Below are 19,229 nucleotides of genomic sequence, written 5' to 3' on the forward strand. Positions count from 1 at the left end.
GATTATCCGTATTTGAATTGTTAAGCTATACATGAGAAAAAAACATCTGAATGTAGAGAGGGTATTTGTTCATGACAGTTGGAATTATTATGGGCAGTTCTTCGGACTGGCCGACGATGAAGCATGCATGCGATATGCTGGATACTTTTTCAGTGCCTTATGAGAAAAAAGTGGTAAGTGCCCACCGGACACCGGAGATGATGGTGGATTACGCAAAAACGGCACGTGAACGCGGAATAAAGGTGATCATCGCAGGGGCAGGAGGCGCAGCCCACCTGCCGGGAATGGTGGCATCGATGACAAACGTACCGGTCATCGGCGTGCCCATCGAATCAAAAGCACTGCAGGGACTTGATTCACTCCTGTCCATCGTCCAGATGCCCGGTGGCATTCCGGTTGCTACGACGGCAATCGGCAAGGCGGGCAGCACGAACGCCGGCATACTGGCAGCAAGGATGCTTGCTGTAGACAATTCCGAACTATATGAACGTCTTGAGGCATACACGGCTTCATTGGAAGAGAAAGTGGAGGCGATGCAGAATGACCTCAATTAGACTGGGTGGCACGATCGGTATCATCGGCGGCGGACAGCTCGGAAAGATGCTGGCGCAGAGCGCGCTCAGAATGGGCTATAAAGTCGCCGTTCTGGACCCTTCGGAAGATGCACCGGCGCGCAGCACCTGCCATACATTCATCCATGCAGCATTCAGCGATTTTGATGCATTGAAGCAGCTATGCGAACTTTCCGATGTGGTGACATATGAATTTGAAAATATAGACGCTCACATCTTGCGTACACTCGTAAATGACTATCATGTGCCGCAAGGCGCTGAGACGGTGCTGACACTCCAGAACCGTGACCTCGAGAAGACGGCGATCCAAAATTCAGGTGCCGACATCGTACCTTACGAAAAACTGGCAGGCAAGGATCAGCTCGAACAGTTCATCAGCAACCACGGGTTCCCCGTCATCGTCAAGACGACGACCGGCGGATATGATGGCAAAGGCCAGATGCTGATCGAGACGGAAGACGAGCTCAGCACACTGGACATTCCTTTTGATGAAGCGGAATGGGTGGTGGAGAAGTATTTGAAGCTCGAGCGGGAAGTGTCACTGACTGTGGCACGCAGCGTAAGCGGACAGGTCATTCATTTTCCTCTGCAGGAGAATCTGCATAAGGACCAGATCCTCTATCGTACGATTGCACCCGCACGTGTAGATTATATGGATGAAGCGAAAGCGGCGGTCGACAAGATCATGGATGCCATGCATTTCGTCGGAGTGTTCACGGTCGAATGCTTCATTGATCAGGATGGAAGACTGTATGTGAATGAAATTGCACCAAGACCGCATAACTCGGCACACCATACAATCGAGTCATGCAACATCAGCCAGTTCGATGCCCATATCCTGGCGATTCTCGACCATCCGATGCCTGACGTCTACCAGCACCAGGAGGCAGTCATGATGAACCTGCTCAGTGATGACCTTGATCGTCTTGAAGATAAGCTGTTCACCGAACCCGACTGGCATGTTCACGTCTATGGCAAAAACGGACGTAAGCCTGCGCGCAAGATGGGTCACGTCACAGTGCTGACAGACGATCTGGAAAATACACTGGACAAATTGGAGAAAAATTTTATCAAGGGAGTCGAAGCATGATGCTTTTATATGAAGGCAAGGCAAAAAGGGTCTACCGGACGGAGACGGAAGATGTCTACCGCATCGAATACAAGGATGAAGTGACGGCCGGCAACGGTGAGAAGCATGATTTCCTGACAGGCAAGGGCAGGCTCAATAACCTGATCTCTTCCGACATCTTCCAATATATGGCCGACCATGATGTCGATTCCCATTTCATCGAACGCATCAGCGAAACAGAGCAGCTGGTCCGTTCGGTCGAGATCATCCCGCTTGAAGTGGTCGTTCGCAACTTTGCATCCGGCAGCATCGTCAAACGGCTTGGACTTGAACCCTATCAGCCGATGACGCCGCCACTCGTCGAATTCTATTACAAGAAGGATGAATTGAACGATCCGATTCTGACGGATGCCCATGTGGAAATGCTCGACCTCGCAACACGTGAAGAAATCGAGTCGCTTAAAACAGCGGCTTTGAAAATAAATGAAGTGCTGAGAGGCATGATGGAGAAGATGCGGCTGTCGCTCATCGACTTCAAGATAGAGTTCGGCAAGGACAAGGCCGGCAGAATTGTACTGGCGGATGAGATATCCCCGGATACGTGCCGCATCGTCGATATGGAGACGAAAGAGAACTTCGATAAGGATGTCTACCGTAACAGCACCGGCTCACTACTCGATACGTACAGTGAATTCTATAACAAGATGGAGGCCCTAAAATAATGAAAAAAGTAGAACTGATCGTTACATTGAAACCACAAGTACTGGATACGCAAGGTGAAGCACTGAATCGTGCGGTGCACGAACTGGATCATGATGAAATCAACAACATCCGTGTCGGCAAGGTGCTCTATTTCGACATCGATGAGACGGATGACGCGAAAATTGACGAAAGCGTACGACAGCTGTCGGAGAAACTGTTCACCAACACAGTCATCGAAACGTATTCCTACAAAGTACTTGAAGAGGTGTCCCAGTAATGAAGTTCGCAGTCATTAGATTTCCAGGTTCCAACTGTGACAGGGATATGCTGAATGCAATCATCAAGGCGGGCGGCGAAGCGGAATACGTCGACTACCGTGAGACTTCACTATCCAAGTTCGATGGTGTACTGATTCCAGGCGGCTTTTCATTCGGCGACTATTTGAGAAGTGGTGCGATGGCAAGTGTGGCACCGATCACTTCGGCCATCAAAGAGGCGGCGGCAGACAACAAGCCGGTGCTTGGCGTATGCAACGGATTTCAGATTCTGACGGAGATCGGCCTCCTGCCGGGTGCACTTATTTTCAACGATACGCATACTTTCATCTCGCGCAACGAAACACTGACGATCACAAATAATGAAACACCATTTACGAGCCAATATGAAAAAGAGGAGTCAGTCGTCTATCCGGTGGCGCATGGAGAAGGGCACTACTACTGTGATGACGAAACATATGCACAGCTCCTGAAGAATAATCAGATTGTACTGACCTACACTGACAACCCGAACGGCTCAAGAAATGATATTGCCGGCATCATCAATGAAAACGGCAATGTCCTCGGCATGATGCCACATCCGGAGCGTGCACTCGAGGCACTGCTCGGCAGCGACGACGGTATGAAACTTTTTGAAAGAATGACGGAATGGGAGGCAGAACATGATTACATTCACTGAGCCGAACGAACAGGTGATAAAGGAAGAAAAACTATATGCCGATATGGGGCTCTCCGACCAGGAGTATGACAAGGTCGTCGAGATTCTCAGCAGACAGCCGAACTACACGGAAACAGGCATCTTCTCGGTCATGTGGAGCGAGCACTGTTCCTATAAGCATTCGAAGCCTTTCCTGACGCAGTTCCCGACAACAGGTGAACATGTACTGATGGGACCTGGTGAAGGTGCAGGTGTTGTGGATATCGGTGATGACCAGGCGGTTGTATTCAAAGTGGAATCCCACAACCACCCATCAGCTGTCGAGCCCTACCAGGGTGCAGCGACCGGCGTTGGCGGCATCATCCGCGATATCGTTTCCATCGGCGCACGTCCGATCGGACTTTTGAATTCACTGCGTTTCGGCGAACTGACCGAGTCGAATAACCGTCGCCTGCTCCGAGGCGTTGTTGCAGGCATCGGCGGCTACGGCAACTGCATCGGCATCCCGACCGTCTCCGGGGAAGTTGAATTCGACCGCTCCTATGACGGAAACCCGCTGGTCAATGCAATGTGCGTCGGCATCATCGACCACGATAAGATCCAGAAGGGTACAGCAAAAGGCATCGGCAACAAAGTCATCTACGTCGGACTGAAAACAGGACGCGACGGTATCCATGGTGCAACTTTCGCATCGGAGGAACTGACCGAGGAATCCGAATCGAAACGTCCATCCGTACAAATTGGTGATCCATTCACCGGCAAGAAGCTGATGGAAGCGACACTCGACGCAATCAGGCAGCCTGAACTCGTCGGCATCCAGGACATGGGTGCAGCGGGTCTCACATCTTCAAGTGCCGAAATGGCAGCCAAAGGTGAATCCGGCATTGCACTTCATCTCGATCAGGTGCCGGTACGGGAAGCGGGCATCACACCTTACGAAATGATGCTGTCTGAAACGCAGGAACGTATGCTGCTCGTCGTTGAAGCGGGCACCGAGGACAAGTTCTTGTCCATGTTCGAAAACTACGAACTTGATTCGGCAGTCATCGGTGAAGTGACCGATACCGATCGCCTGGAGCTTTTCTTCCACGGTGAAAAATACGCGGACATTCCGGTTCAGCCACTGTCCGATGAAGCACCGGTCTATATACTGGAAGGTGCAGCACCGGCTCAGGATGAATCGGATCATCAATATGGAGATCATGATCTGAACGAAGTGTTCGATGCACTGGTCGGCCATCCGACTCATGGCTCGAAACGTTATATATATGAGCAATATGACAACCAGGTCGGCGCAAATACTGTTCAGAAATCCGGTTTCGGCTCCGGCATCGTCCGTGTCGAAGGAACGGACAAGGCGATCGCAATGGCCATCGACGGCAAGAGCCGCTATGTCTATGCCGATCCATTGAACGGCGGCAAGGAAGCAGTGGCACAGACATTCCGCAGCATCGTTTCAACTGGTGCGATTCCGCTTGCGATGACCGACTGCCTGAACTACGGCAGCCCGGAGAAACCGGAAATCTATCATCAGCTGGGTGAATCCACCCGCGGCATGGCCGAAGCATGTGCAGCATTGTCGACACCGGTCGTATCGGGGAACGTCAGCCTGTATAATGAATCCAAAGGTACCATCCTTCCGACACCGGTCATCGGCATGGTCGGACTGATCGAGGATGTCAACTTCATGGCAGACCTCAAAATCGAATCGGGCGACGCCATCTATCTTGTCGGTGAGACGGAAAAGTCATTCGCCGGCAGCCAGATCGAAAAACTGATCGACAATGATATTAAAAAGCAGGTACGTCATATCGACCTTGAACTGGAGTACGCACGCGGCATGGATCTGCGTACGCGTCTCATCAATAAAGAAGTGAAAAAAATCGCCCCGGTCGGCCGTGGTGGCATTGCCATCAAACTGGCACAGCTTGCGGCATTCCACCAGCTCGGCATCGATGCGACACTCGATCTCGACGGAGAAGACCTTTTTGCAGAGAATGCCTCCCGCTATATCGTAATTGCACCTTCCGGACAGAAGATCAAGGACGGAAAAGAAATCGGCAGACTGACGGATGAAGGATTCCATATTGCAGCACGCAATCTGACAATCGACAGAAGCACTGAGACGATTTCAAGTATTTGGGAAGGGGCAATTCCACAATGTATGACATCCGTGGATTAAATGAAGAGTGCGGTGTGTTTGGAATCTTCAACCACCCGCAAGCCAGTGAACTGACTTATATTGCACTGCACAGCCTGCAGCACCGGGGCCAGGAAGGCGCTGGGATCGTCTGCTCGAATGGGGAGTTCCTGTTCGGCGCACGCGGTATGGGGCTTCTGACAGAAGCGCTGTCCAAAGAACAGATGATGTCGCTCGATACGTTTCCGCATGCAATCGGCCACGTCCGCTATGCAACAACAGGCGGCAGTGAACTATCAAATGTCCAGCCGTTCCTGTTCAAAAGCCATAAGGGCGACCTCGGGCTCGCCCACAACGGCAATCTCGTCAATGCACTGAGTATACGCGAAGCGCTGGAAGACGATGGTGCGATCTTCCAGACGTCCTCCGACTCTGAAGTACTGGCACACCTGATCCGTAAAAATAAAAGTCCGGATAAGAAGCAGCGCATCAAGACGGCATTGCGCCAGTTGAAGGGTGCCTTTGCATTCGTCATCCTGGATGAGGATTCGCTGACCATCGCCCTCGATGACCACGGTGTCCGTCCACTCATGCTCGGCATGGTCGATGATGCCTACTGTGTTGCCAGTGAAACCTGCGCGTTCACAGCCATCGGAGCAGACTATATCCGCGACATCGAGCCGGGCGAACTGATCACACTGAATGAGCAGGGCATCGAATTCGATCACTACACCGATGTATCAAAGCCCAACCTATGCTCTATGGAGTACATCTATTTTGCCCGTGCAGATTCCGAATTCCGCAGCACTTCGACATATACCATCCGAAAATCACTCGGCCAGCAGCTGGCGCGTGAAATGGACATTGATGCCGATATCGTCATCGGTGTTCCGGATTCAAGTCTGGCAGCAGCGAAAGGATTTTCCGAAGCTTCCGGCGTTCCGCAGGAGCAGGGGCTCATCAAGAACCGCTATGTCGGGCGGACCTTCATTTCAAAGGGGCAGGAAGCAAGAGAGCGTGCTGTACGCATGAAGCTGTCGCCTGTACGAGATGTGGTCGAAGGTAAGCGTGTCATCGTCATCGATGATTCCATCGTCCGGGGGACGACCAGCCGCTTCATCGTCAAAGCACTTAAAAAAGCAGGGGCGAAGGAAGTGCATATGGGCGTATCCTCGCCGCCACTGAAGAATCCGTGCTTCTATGGCATCGATGTATCGACACACGCAGAAATCATCGCATCGGCGAAGTCGACAGAAGAGATCCGCGACGAGATCGGTGCGGACTCGCTGACGTATCTTTCTGTGGATGCGATGCACGATGTGTACTACTCCTATGGCTCAAAAGGCCAGTGTGATGCGTGCTTTACAGGCAATTATCCAATTGAAATCATCGATCGTCTCCTCCCTCAGGAGAAGGATCTGAAAACGAAAGGGGTCTGACATGTCAGAACAATATAGAGATGCCGGCGTGGATATAGAAGCAGGATACCAGGCAGTCAACCAGATCAGAACGCATGTCAAACGTACGATGCGCAAGGAAGTCATCGGGGGGCTCGGCGGCTTTGGCGCCGCTTTCGACCTGTCCAAGCTGAATATGAAGGCACCGGTGCTCGTCTCCGGGACGGATGGGGTCGGCACCAAGCTGAAGCTTGCCATCGATCATGATCGTCATACGACCATCGGCATCGATGCTGTAGCGATGTGTGTGAATGATATTCTGACGACAGGCGCAGAACCGCTTTATTTCCTGGATTATATTGCTGTAAACAAAGTCGTGCCGAAGCATATCGCGGATATCGTCGAAGGTGTGGCGGCAGGCTGCGAAGATGCAGGCTGTGCACTGATCGGCGGTGAGACGGCGGAAATGGGCGACATGTACGGCCAGGGCGAGTATGATATCGCCGGATTCAGTGTCGGTGCAGTGGAGAAGACCGGGTATATCGATGGTTCAGATGCCAGGCCGGGTGACCGTATCATCGGTCTGCCATCAAGCGGCATCCATTCCAATGGCTACAGCCTTGTCAGAAAATGGCTCGAAAAGTATTCTGTTGATGTCAATGAAGAAATCGACGGGACGCCGATCATCGACCTCCTGATGGCGCCGACCCGCATCTATGTGAAAAGTGTCCTCAAAGTCATCGACCGTATTGATGTCAAGGCGATGAGCCATATTACAGGTGGCGGTTTCATTGAAAATATACCGCGTGCATTCCCGGACGATGTCGGCATCGATATTGATGTTTCGGACATTCAAATTCCGAAAGTCATCGAATGGCTGACATCGCTCGGTGAAATGGATAGGAATGAAGCCTATAACGTCTTCAATATGGGCATCGGATTCATACTATGTGTCGGCGAAGCAGATGTGGAAGAAACGATGGAAATTCTGGAGTCGGCTGGAGAGTCGCCCAAACTGATCGGTCAGGTGACCGAAGGAAGCGGTCTTAAGATCCATGGCTATTAGAGTGGCCGTCCTCGCTTCAGGTGGCGGCACCAACTTTGAAAATCTGGCACGTCATGCATCCGGGATCGGCATGGAAATTGCCGTACTGATCTCGGATAAGCATGATGCCTTTGCCATTACCCGGGCACAGAACCTCGGCATCCCGCATCACGTACATAGCCGCAAGGATTTTGACTCGAAAGCGGCGCATGAAGCGGCAATACTCGAGACACTGTCGGCACATGACGTTTCCTATGTGCTGCTGGCAGGCTTCATGCGTATTCTGTCACCGCACTTCATTGAAACCTATGATCATCGCATCATCAACCTGCATCCATCGCTGCTGCCGAGCTTCAAAGGACGCGACGGCATCCGGGATGCCTACGAATATGGGGTCAAGGTGACCGGTGTCACCATCCATTATGTCGATGCAGGCATCGATACTGGTGAGATCATTGCACAAGTCCCGGTTCAGATCGAAGCGGGAGATACACTTGAAGACGTTGAAAATAAAATCCATAAGGTAGAGTATGCACTCTATCCCGCAGCAATCAAAAAAGTTTTGAAGGAGAGAGACGATGAAGAAAGCACTCATTAGCGTTTCCGATAAAAGAGGACTGGAACCGTTTGTTCGTGGTCTTGCGCGCAACGATTTCGAAATCTATTCCACAGGTGGTACTTTGAAAGTCATTGAATCTTTCGGTGTGAAAGTGAAGAATGTCAGTGATCTGACAGGGTTCGAGGAAATACTCGACGGTCGTGTGAAGACACTCCATCCGGCAGTCCATGGTGGCATTCTGGCCGACCGTGACAATGCGGAGCATATGGCGGCACTGGATTCACAGGACATTTCCCTTATCGATCTTGTGGCTGTCAATCTCTATCCGTTCAAGGAGACGGTTGCCAAGGAAGATGTTTCTGAATCGGAAGCGGTCGAGAATATCGATATCGGTGGACCGACGATGTTGCGTGCAGCCGCTAAAAACTTCAAGCATGTGACAACCATCGTCTCTCCTGAAGACTACGGTGAGATCATCCAGCGCATCGAATCGAATATGCTTGATGAGGCATATCGCCGTTCGCTGATGGTCAAGGTATTCCGTCATACGAACGACTACGACCAGGCGATCGTCAACCACTTCAGCCAAGCCGAAGAAACGCTCCGCTACGGCGAAAACCCGCATCAGGCGGCGCGTCTCGTCCGGACGACTGAAGATCGCAATACAATACTGAATGCAGATGTCCTGCACGGCAAGGCGTTGTCCTACAACAACATCCGTGATGCGGATGCCGCATTCCAGCTGGCCAAAAAGTTCACGATGCCGGTTGCGGTTGCTGTCAAACACATGAATCCGTGTGGCGTCGGCACGGGAGAAACCATCTCTGAAGCATTCAGAAATGCACATGAAGCGGACAGCCAGTCCATCTTCGGCGGCATTGTTGCGCTGAATAAGACGGTGGACCGTGAGACGGCTGAACAGTTGCATTCCATCTTCCTTGAAGTCATCATCGCCCCATCCTACGATGAGGCGGCGCTTGAAATCCTGACACAGAAGAAGAATATCCGGCTGCTTGAAGCGGACTACCATGAAGATTCGCATGCAGAGGAGTTCGTCAGTGTATCAGGTGGTTATCTTGTCCAGACGCAGGATACCGGTGCGCTTGATGAATCTGATATCAAAGTGGTGACGGAAGAAAAGCCGTCACGCGACCAGATGGCTGCGATGGCACTGGCATGGGAAGTTTCAAAGCATGTGAAGAGCAACGCGATTGTGCTGGCAAATGAAAAACAGACCGTTGGTATCGGAGCTGGACAGATGAACCGTGTGGGTGCGCTCGAGATTGCCATCGACCGTGCACTTGAACTCGGCGGCAATGTTGTGATGGCCAGCGATGGCTTCTTCCCGATGCCGGATAGTGTCGAGCTTGCGCATGAAAATGGCATCCGTGCAGTCATTCAGCCGGGCGGATCGAAGCGCGATCAGGAATCCATCGATTTCTGCAACGAAAATGGCATGTCGATGGTCTTTACAGGCATGAGGCACTTCAAGCACTAGATATATGAGCCGGAGAGATCCGGCTATTTATTTTTTAAAATGAAGGGAGCAGTAAAGATGAATGTTGCAGTAATTGGTGGCGGGGGCAGGGAACATGCCCTGGTCAGGAAATTTGCCCAGTCCGATCGTGTCGAAACGATCTATGCGATCCCCGGGAATGATGGCATGCGTGATATTGCCGAGGTCGTACCTGAAATTGGGGAGACCGACTTTCAGGCAATAGCTGAACTGTGCAGCAGCAAGCAGGTGGAGTGGGTGGTTGTTGGACCGGAAGCACCTCTCAGCGAGGGTATTGCAGATTACTTGGAGTCACGGAACATCAAAGTATTTGGTCCGAGGAAAGAAGAGGCCAAGATTGAATCTTCCAAAGCCTTCACTAAAAATATCATGGAGAAGTATGATATACCGACAGCAAGTTACAAGGCATTCACAGATTATGATGCTGCGTACGCATACATAGAATCCGTCGGTGCGCCCATTGTTCTGAAAAAGGATGGTCTGGCTGCCGGCAAAGGTGTCATTGTAGCTACCGATATGGATGAGGCGCTCGCGGGACTTGATGCACTGATGTCGGATTCCGATGCACCGATTGTCATCGAGGAGTTTCTGGAAGGGGAGGAGTTTTCCCTGATGGTGCTCGTCAATGGGGACTACACGCATTCATTTGAAATCATTGCCCAGGACCATAAGCGTGCGTTCGATAATGACGAAGGACCGAACACCGGTGGCATGGGTGCCTATGCACCGGTCACACATATCCCGGAAAGTGTCCGTCAGGAAGCGGTGGACCGCATCATCAAGCCGATGGCTGAAGCGATGGTCAAAGAAGGCCTAGACTATTTCGGTGTACTATATCTGGGTGCCATCGTCACGGAAAATGGGGTAAAAACCATTGAATTCAATGCTCGCTTCGGCGATCCTGAAGCTCAGATCCTCCTGTCACTGATGGAAGACGACCTTGTTGATGTACTTGAAAAAGTGGGCAGAAAAGAAGCATTCACATTGACGTTCTCTCCTGGTTTTAAAGTCGGCGTCATGCTTGCCAGCGCAGGGTATCCGGACGCCTATGACAAGGGAAATGCCCTTGACTTTGAGGCTGTGCGTGAGAAGAGCTTTGTCAGTGGTCTCAGGCAGGAAGAAGACACCTGGGTGACAAGTGGCGGCAGAGTACTGCTTGTTACAGGTGAAGGCCAAACGATAGAGGCGGCGATTGATTCGGCCTACACTAATGTCGATCAGGTGAAATTCAATGAAGACGAACTCTTCATCCGTCGGGATATAGGACGTCACGCAATAAAATAGTTGATATCAGGCAATAAAAATGCGCTGCCAGAAGTTCTGGCAGCGCATTATATTATTATTCGAATGAATCCTGGATTTCATCTTCAGTCTTCTTGGACCCGGATTCATCTCTCTCCTGATCCTTGCCCTTATCAACTTTCCTGTCCGCTTCCGTGTCGATATCATCTGCAGGGTTCTCTTTGGTGCGTGCTTCCTTTGCTGCATCTTCAATATCGGATTTCTGATCACCGCTGTTGCCCTCAGTGTCCCTATCCGCTTCTGTATCCATGCCTTCTGCTGGATTCTCCTTCGTCGGTGCATTCTGCTCCTGTTTCTTCTCTTCTTGTTCTTTATCGTCAAAGTTCACTTCAAATCACTCCTGTAAGTACTGTTTTGATATCATATATTATTATTTCTTATCTGCTGTTAGTTGAGAGATACCCCGCACTCCCGATCATTAAACAAAATAAAGAATATTTATTTCGATGAAATGAGGATTCGATGCATTCGACCACCAAATCCTCTATAATGGGGAGGGATATTGAGGTGAAATGAAAATGAAATGGTTGAAACAGCAAAGTGAAGTAATTATAAGCATTCTTCTTGGAGTGTTTTTTGTCATATTGGGATTGTTCATCCTATTTAATGCAGGCAGGATCAGAGGAGAGGCATTGGAAATTTCCAGGATCGAGACGTTCTTCGATCTGTTCAATGCATTTTTTGTAGAAGTCATCAATATACTCGGCATCGTCATCGGTGGTTTTCCGATCATAGCAGGCATTCTGCTCATTCTTTTTGGTATCGGGATGTTCAAGATTGCACAGCTCATCCGGCGGACGACCGAATATGATACAAGTCTTTCTCTTTTCTTCATAGGTCTTTCTTTCGTGCTGTTCCTGATGACCACACTGCTGATGTTCCAGGTATATGGCTGGTTTGCACTGTTCTTCATGCTCGCATTCGTCGTCCATATGCTCTACAGCATCTTCAATGAGCATCTGGATCCGAGACACCGCAAGGAGCATTATATGGTCATCCTGTTCTTCTACGGACTGGCCTACTTCTTCACACAGAATGCAGTGTATTCGACTATAGAAAAGACGCTGTCTCCGACTGACGTCCTGTCGATCGACATGTTCTTTGCGATCATCTGGATACTGTCACTGATGGCGCTGTGGGTGGGCGTGTTCCTCTCGAAATCGAAAAACCTGCTTAAAAAACCGAAAAAAGGGGACGCGGCGACCCTTTCACGGCAGCACAAGCGCCGCAGGCTGCATCCGGATGAATACCTCCGATTTTCAAAACAGCTGTACGACGTGCGCAATGGACTTCTGCAGAGAGTGAAGCAGTTCATGGAAATTGAAATTCCATCCTGGCTGAAGCCGAACTATATCGAGCTGCTGCTCGGTGCGCTCGTGTTGATTTTCATCCTCATCGAGTTCAACAACCGTCAAGGTGTCTTCACGGAAGGCTACTTCAACCTGTCGGATATGCAGTATATATATGAATGGGTCAATCTGTTCCTATCTCTGGCGCTTGCAGTGGCCTATCTTTTTACTACGTTCTTCAATATGACCCAAAACAGGTTCTACCACAGGCAGATGATCTTCATCACCGCACTGTGGCTTAAAGTGACGGTCAGTCTGTATATTACGGTATTCAAGGATGTGGAACTGTCGCTCTTCATACTGCCGTTCAACATTCTTCTTGTGATGCTGACCACACCGCTTCTGATCATCAGCATATTCAAGGAATTTGATAAGGGAGGACGAAAATGAAAAATATCGAACAGCATGACTATGCGGGCAGGGTGGACAACCCGGAAATCAAAGAGCGGCTCCACCAGGTCATAAGCCAGTGGGACAGCAGCACGCCAAGCGGTGCGCCGGTATTCATCGGTTTCCGCTCCGAAGAAGGTGTGAAGCGTAATAAAGGCCGCCGGGGGGCTTTCGACGGACCGGTCGTTGTACGGCAGAAGCTCGCATCGATGCCCTACGAGAAACCGGTATTCGACTACGGCAGCATCCTCGGAGACCACGACCTGGAAGCGTCCCAGACGGCACTCGGTCAAAGTGTTGCGGCAGTGCTGTCGAACAACCAGTTCCCACTCATCATCGGCGGCGGACATGAAACACTGTATGGGCACTACCTCGGGGTAAGGCAGGCATTCCCGGATAAGAAGCTTGCTGTCGTCAACTTCGATGCGCACTTCGATCTTAGAGACGAACAGCCGTCTTCAGGCACAATGTTTCATCAGATCCTTTCGGATGACCCGGATATCGACTATTACGTCTTCGGCATTCAAGAATCCGGAAACACAGCAAGCCTGTTTCGTACGGCAGACCGCTTCGGTGTGCGATACGCACTGATGAACGAAGTGCGGAACACGGATGTCTACACCCGTGTACTGGAGGAACTCAAGGAATACGATGCTGTATTTGCGACACTGTGCATGGATTCCGTCCAGCAGAGCGTGGCGCCAGGAACAAGCGCACCTGCGCAGAACGGCTATACGGCATGTGAAATTCATGATATGGTAGCACAACTTGCCAAACTTGAAAATCTGACAAGCTTCGACATCAGTGAAGTGGCACCTGCCCTTGATATCGATGATCGGACAAGCAGTCTGGCAGCAAGCCTATTCCATAGTTTTATGACAGAGAGGGAGACATTCCAATGAATACGATACAATTGAAAAAAGGCTATGAACGGCCATACATTCACGGTCAGCTGAATATCGACAGAGATGATCTGAGTGACGATACGTTTCTTAAGGACGGTGAGATTGTCAGGGTTGAGGATCCGTTCGGCAAGCTGATCGGAATCGCCATGCTGAGCTTCGAACAGAAGACACTTGGATGGATATTGACCCATGATGAGCAGGAACCGATTGATGATAAATTCATCGAAAAACGCATCAGGGATGCGATCGAAAAACGCACACCCCTATACAACCAGACGGATACGACGGCTTTCCGTCTATTCAATGAGATTGGTGACGGCATCGGGGGCCTTACTGTCGATAATTATGATGACCATCTGCTCATCACATTCTATTCCCGCGGCATCTACAAGATCCGTGACCTCATCATCAAAACGCTGATGGTAGAGCTCAATCCGGATTCCATCACGGAGCAGACGCGCTTCAGCGACCAGGGTAAATTGGAAGTGAAGAACCGCCGGATCACGGGTAATGTCGAGTTTCCGATTACAGTCCTCGAGTCGGGAGTGACCTACAGTGTGAATCTCGATGAAGGTCCAATGACGCGGCTGTTCCTGGACCAGAGGGAAACACGGAAAGCGCTGGTACAGAACGCCTATCAGGCCAAATCATTCCTGAACATGTTTGCCTATAGCGGTACATTTTCCGTTGCGGCCAAAGAGGGCGGCATGACGACGACAAGTGTGGATCTGGCGAAGCGGAGCCGTGAGCTCATTACAGAGAATTTCAATGTGAGCAACCTGTCGACCGACGGGCAGAACATCTATATAATGGAAGCATTCGAATATCTGGGCTATGCGGCAAGGAACAAGCATCACTTTGATGCCATACTGATCGATCCGCCAAGCTTTGCGCGTGTCGGCAAGAAAGTCTTCAAAGTTGAACGCGACTTCCCCAAACTGATCAAGGAAGCTTTGAAAATACTGAAACCGAATGGCCATCTGATATTGAGCCAGAATCTGGAGAGTACGACATTGAACCAGTTCAAGAAGCAGGTCGACAGGACGCTCACCGAAGCGGGTCATGCCTACACGCTTACAGATGTTAAAGGGTTGCCGAAAGACTTTCCGACAGCCAAGGGCTATAAGAGCGGCAAGTACCTCAAAGTGGTCACTGTACAGATCCACAGTTAGGGATTTGATTATCATCAAGGTAGAACGGGTATACTCAAACGACAACGCTCAAATTAAACTGTAAAGGGGTTTTGACGATGGGTGCCCAACCGCTCACTGAGAATGAAATACAGATCAAGGAACAGGAAGCACGCGAAATGGTGAATAAAAAAGCACTTTATTCCTCGATTGCCGCAGTGCTGCCGATTCCATTGCTTGATATTGGTACAGATATGAAGTTGATGAAGGATATCAGAAGCGAAGCTGAAGAGATTTTCGAACTCGACCACAAACAGGTGAATGAACTGTCCGATGACCTTATGAACAGGGCGCTTGTGATGGCTACAAGCATGGGCAGCGAGTTTGTCGGCCGCAATACTTCCAAATTCCTGTTCAAAGGTGCTGCCAAGAACTCGAAAGTGGCCAAATTCGGTCTGGCGCCTCTCGCCACCAATGCACTTGGTGCTGGTGTCAGCTATATGCTGATGAAAAAGCTCGGGCATGACTACGTGGACAAATGTGCAGAAGCAGCCAGAAATCAGACAGTCTAATAGACGATGACCCTTTTCAGAGAACAGGTATTTCTGAAAGGGGTCTTTATTTGGCACATTTATCCATTCATATGTGAAAAGTGTCCCATGTGGGCCAGATAGTGAAAAAGTTTACGCTATGTTTGATGGTGGTATATTAGAATATCGTTGGCATACATGGTATAATGTTGCTAAACATGTGTGCTTATCATGTAATATTATAACGCATTCTAAAGGAGACTAACGCAATGGAACAAAAATCTTATCTCATTACAGACGAAACAGGAATTCATGCAAGACCAGCAACCATTCTCGTACAGACAGCATCCAAATATGATGCTGACATCCAATTGGAATACAACAGTAAAAAGGTGAATTTAAAATCCATCATGGGCGTTATGTCACTTGGTGTAGGCAAGGACTCTGAAGTAACAGTCTATGCTGAAGGTAAAGATGAAACTGAGGCTATTGAAGCGATTACTGAAACACTTTCCAAAGAGGGACTGACCGACTGATGTCGAAAATTCTCAAAGGGATTGGTGCGAGTGATGGTGTAGCAATTGCACCCGTATACTCACTGGAAGAGCCGGACCTGTCTTTTGACAATAAATCAATCGACGCCGGGCAGGAAGACGCGGAAGTCGAGCGCTTCAAAGCTGCTTTCAACCAATCGAAAGTGGAAATTACAAGAATCAGAAACCATGCGGAGGAATCGGTAGGACCTGAGCATGCTGCCATCTTCGATGCACACCTGCTTGTGCTCGATGATCCGGAGTTTCTCGGACCGATCGAATCCCATATCTGCAATGACCAGAAGAGTGCGCCTCAGGCACTTCTGGAAACGAGAGACCAGTTCGTGGCCATTTTTGAAAATATGGACAATGAATATATGCAGGAACGTGCGGCGGACATCAAGGATGTTTCAAAGCGTGTGCTTGCACACATGCTTGGCAAGGAACTTCCCGATCCAAGCAAGATCGACACACCGGTCGTCATTGTAGCGGAGGATCTGACACCTTCCGACACAGCACAGCTTGATAAGAACTTCGTCAAAGGGTTTGTAACGAACGTCGGTGGACGTACTTCACACTCGGCAATCATGTCCCGTTCTCTTGAAATTCCGGCGGTAGTCGGTACGAAGGAGATTACGGAGCTTGCAAATGTCGGCGATCATATCATCGTTGATGGCAGTGCCGGTGAAGTCATCATCAACCCGACAGAAGAGGAAGTACTCGTCTATCAGGATAAGGAAGCGAAAGTTCAGGAAGAAAAAGCTGAACTTCAGAAGCTTGTGGATGAACCGAGTAAGACGATGGATGGCATTTCAGTCGAGCTTGCTGCCAACATCGGTACACCGGACGATCTTGACGGCGTCAAATCCAATGGTGCCGAAGGCATCGGTCTCTACCGTACTGAATTCCTCTATATGGGCAGAAACGAACTGCCTACGGAAGATGAGCAGTATGAAGCCTACAAGAAAGTTCTGAAGGATATGGGCGACAAGCCGGTTGTTGTACGTACAATCGATATCGGGGGAGATAAGGAACTGCCTTACATGGATCTTCCTAAGGAGATGAATCCTTTCCTCGGATACCGTGCGATTCGTATGGCACTGGATAACCAGGACCTGTTCAGAACACAATTGCGTGCACTGCTGCGTGCAGGACAGCACGGCAACCTGAAGATCATGTTCCCTATGATTGCAACAATCGATGAATTCAATCGTGCGAAAGCAATGCTCATAGAAGAGAAGGATAAGCTGGTTGACGAAGGTGAGAAGGTCAAGGAAGACATCGAAGTCGGTATCATGATCGAAATCCCTTCAGCTGCAATCATTGCGGACCAGTTCGCAAAAGTTGTCGATTTCTTCTCAATCGGCACCAACGATCTGATCCAGTATACAATGGCTGCAGACCGCATGAATGAATCTGTCAGCTATCTTTACCAGCCGCACCACCCGGCACTGCTCAGACTGATCAAAATGGTCATCGATGCAGCGCATAAAGAGGGCAAATGGGCTGGCATGTGTGGAGAAATGGCCGGGGACGCCCATGCAGTACCGTTGCTCGTCGGTCTTGGTCTGGATGAGTTCTCCATGAGTGCATCTTCTATTCTGAAGGCGCGCAAGCAGATTTCGGAACTCAAGAAGACGGACATGGAACGTCTGGCACAGGCGGCAGTCGAGTGCAGCAGCACTGAAGAAGTACTTGCACTTGTAGAAGAATATACACAAAGAGCATAATTTTGAGCACGCATGGTATATTACCATGCGTGTTTTTCTTATTATCTTGTTATAATGACAGTAAAAGAGCAGAGGAGAACTATCGATGAACCAGTCTGCACGTCGACCGATTGAGCTTTATCTCACCTTGCCGATCCTTGCTTTTGCATTCTACGATTTTGCAAACACCATCTTCAGTGCCAACATCGTCACGCTGTTTTTCCCGCAGTATATTACAGAAACAGTAGGTACAAACCCGAGACTTGAACAGATTGCCTCCACAATCATCGCCTATGCAAATGCCATTGCTGCCATTCTGCTGGTCGCTTTTGCACCACTATATGGTGTAACGATGGACCGCACCGGAAGACGCAAGAAGTATGTTGTCATCTTTACACTGCTGTGTGTAGCCGCTGCCATCGGCATGGGAATATTCGGAGGCATGGATACTGCACGGTGGTTCGGTCTGCCGAACGGTTTTGTGCTTGCAGTGCTGCTGTTCGTCTTTGCAAAATTTGCATTCAATTCCGGCAATGTCTTCTATGATGCGATGCTTTCCGGACTCGGTAACAAAAAGGAGATTCCGCTGATTTCGGGCTACGGTGTCGCGCTCGGCTATATGGGTACACTTTTCGGCATATTCTCGGTTCTTCTGCTGATTGGAGACCGTGCTGTCCATCATACATTCTGGCTATCCGGTATCCTGTTTCTTATTTTCTCACTGCCGCTTTTCTTCATTAATAAGGATCGGCCTCGGGAAGAGAAGCCCAGGCAGCATTTTCTGAAAGGGTATAAGGACATCTATCAGACTTTCATGCAAGCGCGTTCCCATCCTTCCATATTCTATTTCATGATCGCCTATTTCTTCATAAATGATGCACTGGCAACAGCAATCGCCATGATGCAGCCCTATGCAACGACGGTTGTCGGTTTTGAGCCAGGAACATTTCTGGTCATCTTCATGGTGGCTACACTGTTCAGCATCATCGGTGCCATCATATTCAGTTTCATCAATAGGAACATCGGCTCCAAAAAAACGTTCACGATTGTTGCTTTGCTACTTGCTGTAGCTGTCGCGATTGCAGCACTGCCTCTGCCGATGTGGACGTTCTGGATTGCAGCTGCGCTGTTTGGAATTGCAATGGGTTCCACATGGGTGGTCAGCAGGACGATGATCATTGAACTTTCGCCAGAAGGAAAGGAAGGGCAATTTTTTGGTCTGTTTGCCTTCAGTGCGAAAATGAGTGCCATTGTCGGGCCTTTCATCTACGGTTCCATCACACTGGTACTGGCTGATTATGGTGCGCTCGCTTCACGCATGGCAATCACAAGCCTGATAATCATGATCATCATCGGTCTTGTTTTCCACCTTAGAGTAAGAGAGCAGAAATATCCGGTTTAATTCTTTGTAATTGAGGGCAGAATAGGGTAGAATAAGAAAATAGTAT

Annotated in this window: 19 protein-coding genes; 18 read left to right on the plus strand and 1 reads right to left on the minus strand. The window is 49.8% G+C overall.

The annotated features are described in order from the left end of the window. The first annotated feature begins 71 nt into the window (after positions 1–71). From purE to purD, 11 genes are read left to right on the plus strand one after another with little or no spacing between them, the layout of a single operon-like run. Positions 72–554 carry a 5-(carboxyamino)imidazole ribonucleotide mutase gene (gene purE, locus GQ671_RS00195; protein ID WP_160650849.1) on the plus strand — a complete coding sequence of 161 codons (483 nt, stop codon included), beginning with the start codon at positions 72–74 and terminating at the stop codon, positions 552–554. Then, positions 541–1,662: a 5-(carboxyamino)imidazole ribonucleotide synthase gene (gene purK, locus GQ671_RS00200; RefSeq protein WP_246153068.1), complete on the plus strand. Its 1,122-nt coding sequence runs from the start codon at positions 541–543 to the stop codon at positions 1,660–1,662. Before purE ends, purK begins: the two co-directional genes overlap by 14 nt. Beyond that, entirely contained in the window at positions 1,659–2,363 is a 705-nt protein-coding gene (purC, locus tag GQ671_RS00205) for a phosphoribosylaminoimidazolesuccinocarboxamide synthase (protein ID WP_160650855.1), read from the plus strand. Before purK ends, purC begins: the two co-directional genes overlap by 4 nt. Then, complete coding sequence (gene purS / locus GQ671_RS00210) at positions 2,363–2,620, plus strand: phosphoribosylformylglycinamidine synthase subunit PurS (RefSeq protein ID WP_160650858.1); 258 nt, start codon at positions 2,363–2,365, stop codon at positions 2,618–2,620. The genes purC and purS overlap by 1 nt, the downstream gene beginning before the upstream one ends. Next, positions 2,620–3,297: a phosphoribosylformylglycinamidine synthase subunit PurQ gene (purQ, locus tag GQ671_RS00215; RefSeq protein ID WP_160650861.1), complete on the plus strand. Its 678-nt coding sequence runs from the start codon at positions 2,620–2,622 to the stop codon at positions 3,295–3,297. The genes purS and purQ overlap by 1 nt, the downstream gene beginning before the upstream one ends. Further along, positions 3,281–5,458, plus strand: a complete 2,178-nt coding sequence (gene purL, locus GQ671_RS00220; protein WP_160650864.1) for a phosphoribosylformylglycinamidine synthase subunit PurL — start codon at positions 3,281–3,283, stop codon at positions 5,456–5,458. Before purQ ends, purL begins: the two co-directional genes overlap by 17 nt. After that, on the plus strand, positions 5,437–6,855 hold the full coding sequence (gene purF, locus GQ671_RS00225; RefSeq protein ID WP_160650867.1) for an amidophosphoribosyltransferase: 1,419 nt from the start codon (positions 5,437–5,439) through the stop codon (positions 6,853–6,855). The genes purL and purF overlap by 22 nt, the downstream gene beginning before the upstream one ends. Position 6,856: 1 nt before the next feature. Continuing rightward, positions 6,857–7,879 carry a phosphoribosylformylglycinamidine cyclo-ligase gene (gene purM / locus GQ671_RS00230; RefSeq protein WP_160650869.1) on the plus strand — a complete coding sequence of 341 codons (1,023 nt, stop codon included), beginning with the start codon at positions 6,857–6,859 and terminating at the stop codon, positions 7,877–7,879. Continuing rightward, positions 7,869–8,456, plus strand: a complete 588-nt coding sequence (purN, locus tag GQ671_RS00235) for a phosphoribosylglycinamide formyltransferase (RefSeq protein ID WP_170288595.1) — start codon at positions 7,869–7,871, stop codon at positions 8,454–8,456. Before purM ends, purN begins: the two co-directional genes overlap by 11 nt. After that, entirely contained in the window at positions 8,437–9,915 is a 1,479-nt protein-coding gene (gene purH, locus GQ671_RS00240) for a bifunctional phosphoribosylaminoimidazolecarboxamide formyltransferase/IMP cyclohydrolase (protein WP_160650872.1), read from the plus strand. The genes purN and purH overlap by 20 nt, the downstream gene beginning before the upstream one ends. A 57-nt stretch (positions 9,916–9,972) precedes the next feature. Beyond that, a complete protein-coding gene (purD, locus tag GQ671_RS00245) occupies positions 9,973–11,217 on the plus strand; it encodes a phosphoribosylamine--glycine ligase (protein WP_160650875.1) in 1,245 nt (414 codons plus the stop codon). Between the two features lie 55 nt (positions 11,218–11,272). Here the strand turns inward: purD and GQ671_RS00250 are convergent, their stop codons facing one another. Then, positions 11,273–11,563 (minus strand): hypothetical protein, encoded by a 291-nt coding sequence (locus tag GQ671_RS00250; protein WP_160650879.1) that lies wholly within the window; start codon positions 11,561–11,563, stop codon positions 11,273–11,275. Positions 11,564–11,753: 190 nt separating this feature from the next. Between GQ671_RS00250 and auxA the strand changes: the two genes are divergently transcribed. From auxA to GQ671_RS00285, 7 genes are all read left to right on the plus strand, one after another. After that, positions 11,754–12,974: a lipoteichoic acid stability factor AuxA gene (gene auxA, locus GQ671_RS00255; RefSeq protein WP_160650882.1), complete on the plus strand. Its 1,221-nt coding sequence runs from the start codon at positions 11,754–11,756 to the stop codon at positions 12,972–12,974. Next, a complete protein-coding gene (gene hutG, locus GQ671_RS00260; protein WP_160650884.1) occupies positions 12,971–13,876 on the plus strand; it encodes a formimidoylglutamase in 906 nt (301 codons plus the stop codon). Before auxA ends, hutG begins: the two co-directional genes overlap by 4 nt. Next, complete coding sequence (locus GQ671_RS00265) at positions 13,873–15,051, plus strand: class I SAM-dependent rRNA methyltransferase (protein WP_160650885.1); 1,179 nt, start codon at positions 13,873–13,875, stop codon at positions 15,049–15,051. The genes hutG and GQ671_RS00265 overlap by 4 nt, the downstream gene beginning before the upstream one ends. A 77-nt stretch (positions 15,052–15,128) precedes the next feature. After that, a complete protein-coding gene (locus tag GQ671_RS00270) occupies positions 15,129–15,581 on the plus strand; it encodes a hypothetical protein (RefSeq protein WP_160650888.1) in 453 nt (150 codons plus the stop codon). A gap of 227 nt (positions 15,582–15,808) precedes the next feature. Continuing rightward, positions 15,809–16,075: a phosphocarrier protein HPr gene (locus GQ671_RS00275; RefSeq protein ID WP_145284977.1), complete on the plus strand. Its 267-nt coding sequence runs from the start codon at positions 15,809–15,811 to the stop codon at positions 16,073–16,075. Further along, the gene (gene ptsP / locus GQ671_RS00280; RefSeq protein ID WP_160650893.1) at positions 16,075–17,802 is read left to right on the plus strand and encodes a phosphoenolpyruvate--protein phosphotransferase; all 1,728 of its coding nucleotides are present in this window, start codon (positions 16,075–16,077) and stop codon (positions 17,800–17,802) included. Before GQ671_RS00275 ends, ptsP begins: the two co-directional genes overlap by 1 nt. 85 nt (positions 17,803–17,887) lie before the next feature. Next, the gene (locus GQ671_RS00285; protein WP_160650896.1) at positions 17,888–19,183 is read left to right on the plus strand and encodes an MFS transporter; all 1,296 of its coding nucleotides are present in this window, start codon (positions 17,888–17,890) and stop codon (positions 19,181–19,183) included. Positions 19,184–19,229 lie beyond the last annotated feature (46 nt).

The sequence above is a fragment of the Salinicoccus hispanicus genome, assembly GCF_009831115.1.
GTDB lineage: Bacteria > Bacillota > Bacilli > Staphylococcales > Salinicoccaceae > Salinicoccus > Salinicoccus hispanicus.

What these genes read in the sequence shown, in the direction of transcription:
- purE (WP_160650849.1), top strand. Translation starts at nt 72, where the DNA reads ATGACAGTTGGAATTATTATGGGCAGTTCTTCGGACTGGCCGACGATG.
- purK (WP_246153068.1), top strand. Translation starts at nt 541, where the DNA reads ATGACCTCAATTAGACTGGGTGGCACGATCGGTATCATCGGCGGCGGA.
- purC (WP_160650855.1), top strand. Translation starts at nt 1,659, where the DNA reads ATGATGCTTTTATATGAAGGCAAGGCAAAAAGGGTCTACCGGACGGAG.
- purS (WP_160650858.1), top strand. Translation starts at nt 2,363, where the DNA reads ATGAAAAAAGTAGAACTGATCGTTACATTGAAACCACAAGTACTGGAT.
- purQ (WP_160650861.1), top strand. Translation starts at nt 2,620, where the DNA reads ATGAAGTTCGCAGTCATTAGATTTCCAGGTTCCAACTGTGACAGGGAT.
- purL (WP_160650864.1), top strand. Translation starts at nt 3,281, where the DNA reads ATGATTACATTCACTGAGCCGAACGAACAGGTGATAAAGGAAGAAAAA.
- purF (WP_160650867.1), top strand. Translation starts at nt 5,437, where the DNA reads ATGTATGACATCCGTGGATTAAATGAAGAGTGCGGTGTGTTTGGAATC.
- purM (WP_160650869.1), top strand. Translation starts at nt 6,857, where the DNA reads ATGTCAGAACAATATAGAGATGCCGGCGTGGATATAGAAGCAGGATAC.
- purN (WP_170288595.1), top strand. Translation starts at nt 7,869, where the DNA reads ATGGCTATTAGAGTGGCCGTCCTCGCTTCAGGTGGCGGCACCAACTTT.
- purH (WP_160650872.1), top strand. Translation starts at nt 8,437, where the DNA reads ATGAAGAAAGCACTCATTAGCGTTTCCGATAAAAGAGGACTGGAACCG.
- purD (WP_160650875.1), top strand. Translation starts at nt 9,973, where the DNA reads ATGAATGTTGCAGTAATTGGTGGCGGGGGCAGGGAACATGCCCTGGTC.
- auxA (WP_160650882.1), top strand. Translation starts at nt 11,754, where the DNA reads ATGAAATGGTTGAAACAGCAAAGTGAAGTAATTATAAGCATTCTTCTT.
- hutG (WP_160650884.1), top strand. Translation starts at nt 12,971, where the DNA reads ATGAAAAATATCGAACAGCATGACTATGCGGGCAGGGTGGACAACCCG.
- GQ671_RS00265 (WP_160650885.1), top strand. Translation starts at nt 13,873, where the DNA reads ATGAATACGATACAATTGAAAAAAGGCTATGAACGGCCATACATTCAC.
- GQ671_RS00270 (WP_160650888.1), top strand. Translation starts at nt 15,129, where the DNA reads ATGGGTGCCCAACCGCTCACTGAGAATGAAATACAGATCAAGGAACAG.
- GQ671_RS00275 (WP_145284977.1), top strand. Translation starts at nt 15,809, where the DNA reads ATGGAACAAAAATCTTATCTCATTACAGACGAAACAGGAATTCATGCA.
- ptsP (WP_160650893.1), top strand. Translation starts at nt 16,075, where the DNA reads ATGTCGAAAATTCTCAAAGGGATTGGTGCGAGTGATGGTGTAGCAATT.
- GQ671_RS00285 (WP_160650896.1), top strand. Translation starts at nt 17,888, where the DNA reads ATGAACCAGTCTGCACGTCGACCGATTGAGCTTTATCTCACCTTGCCG.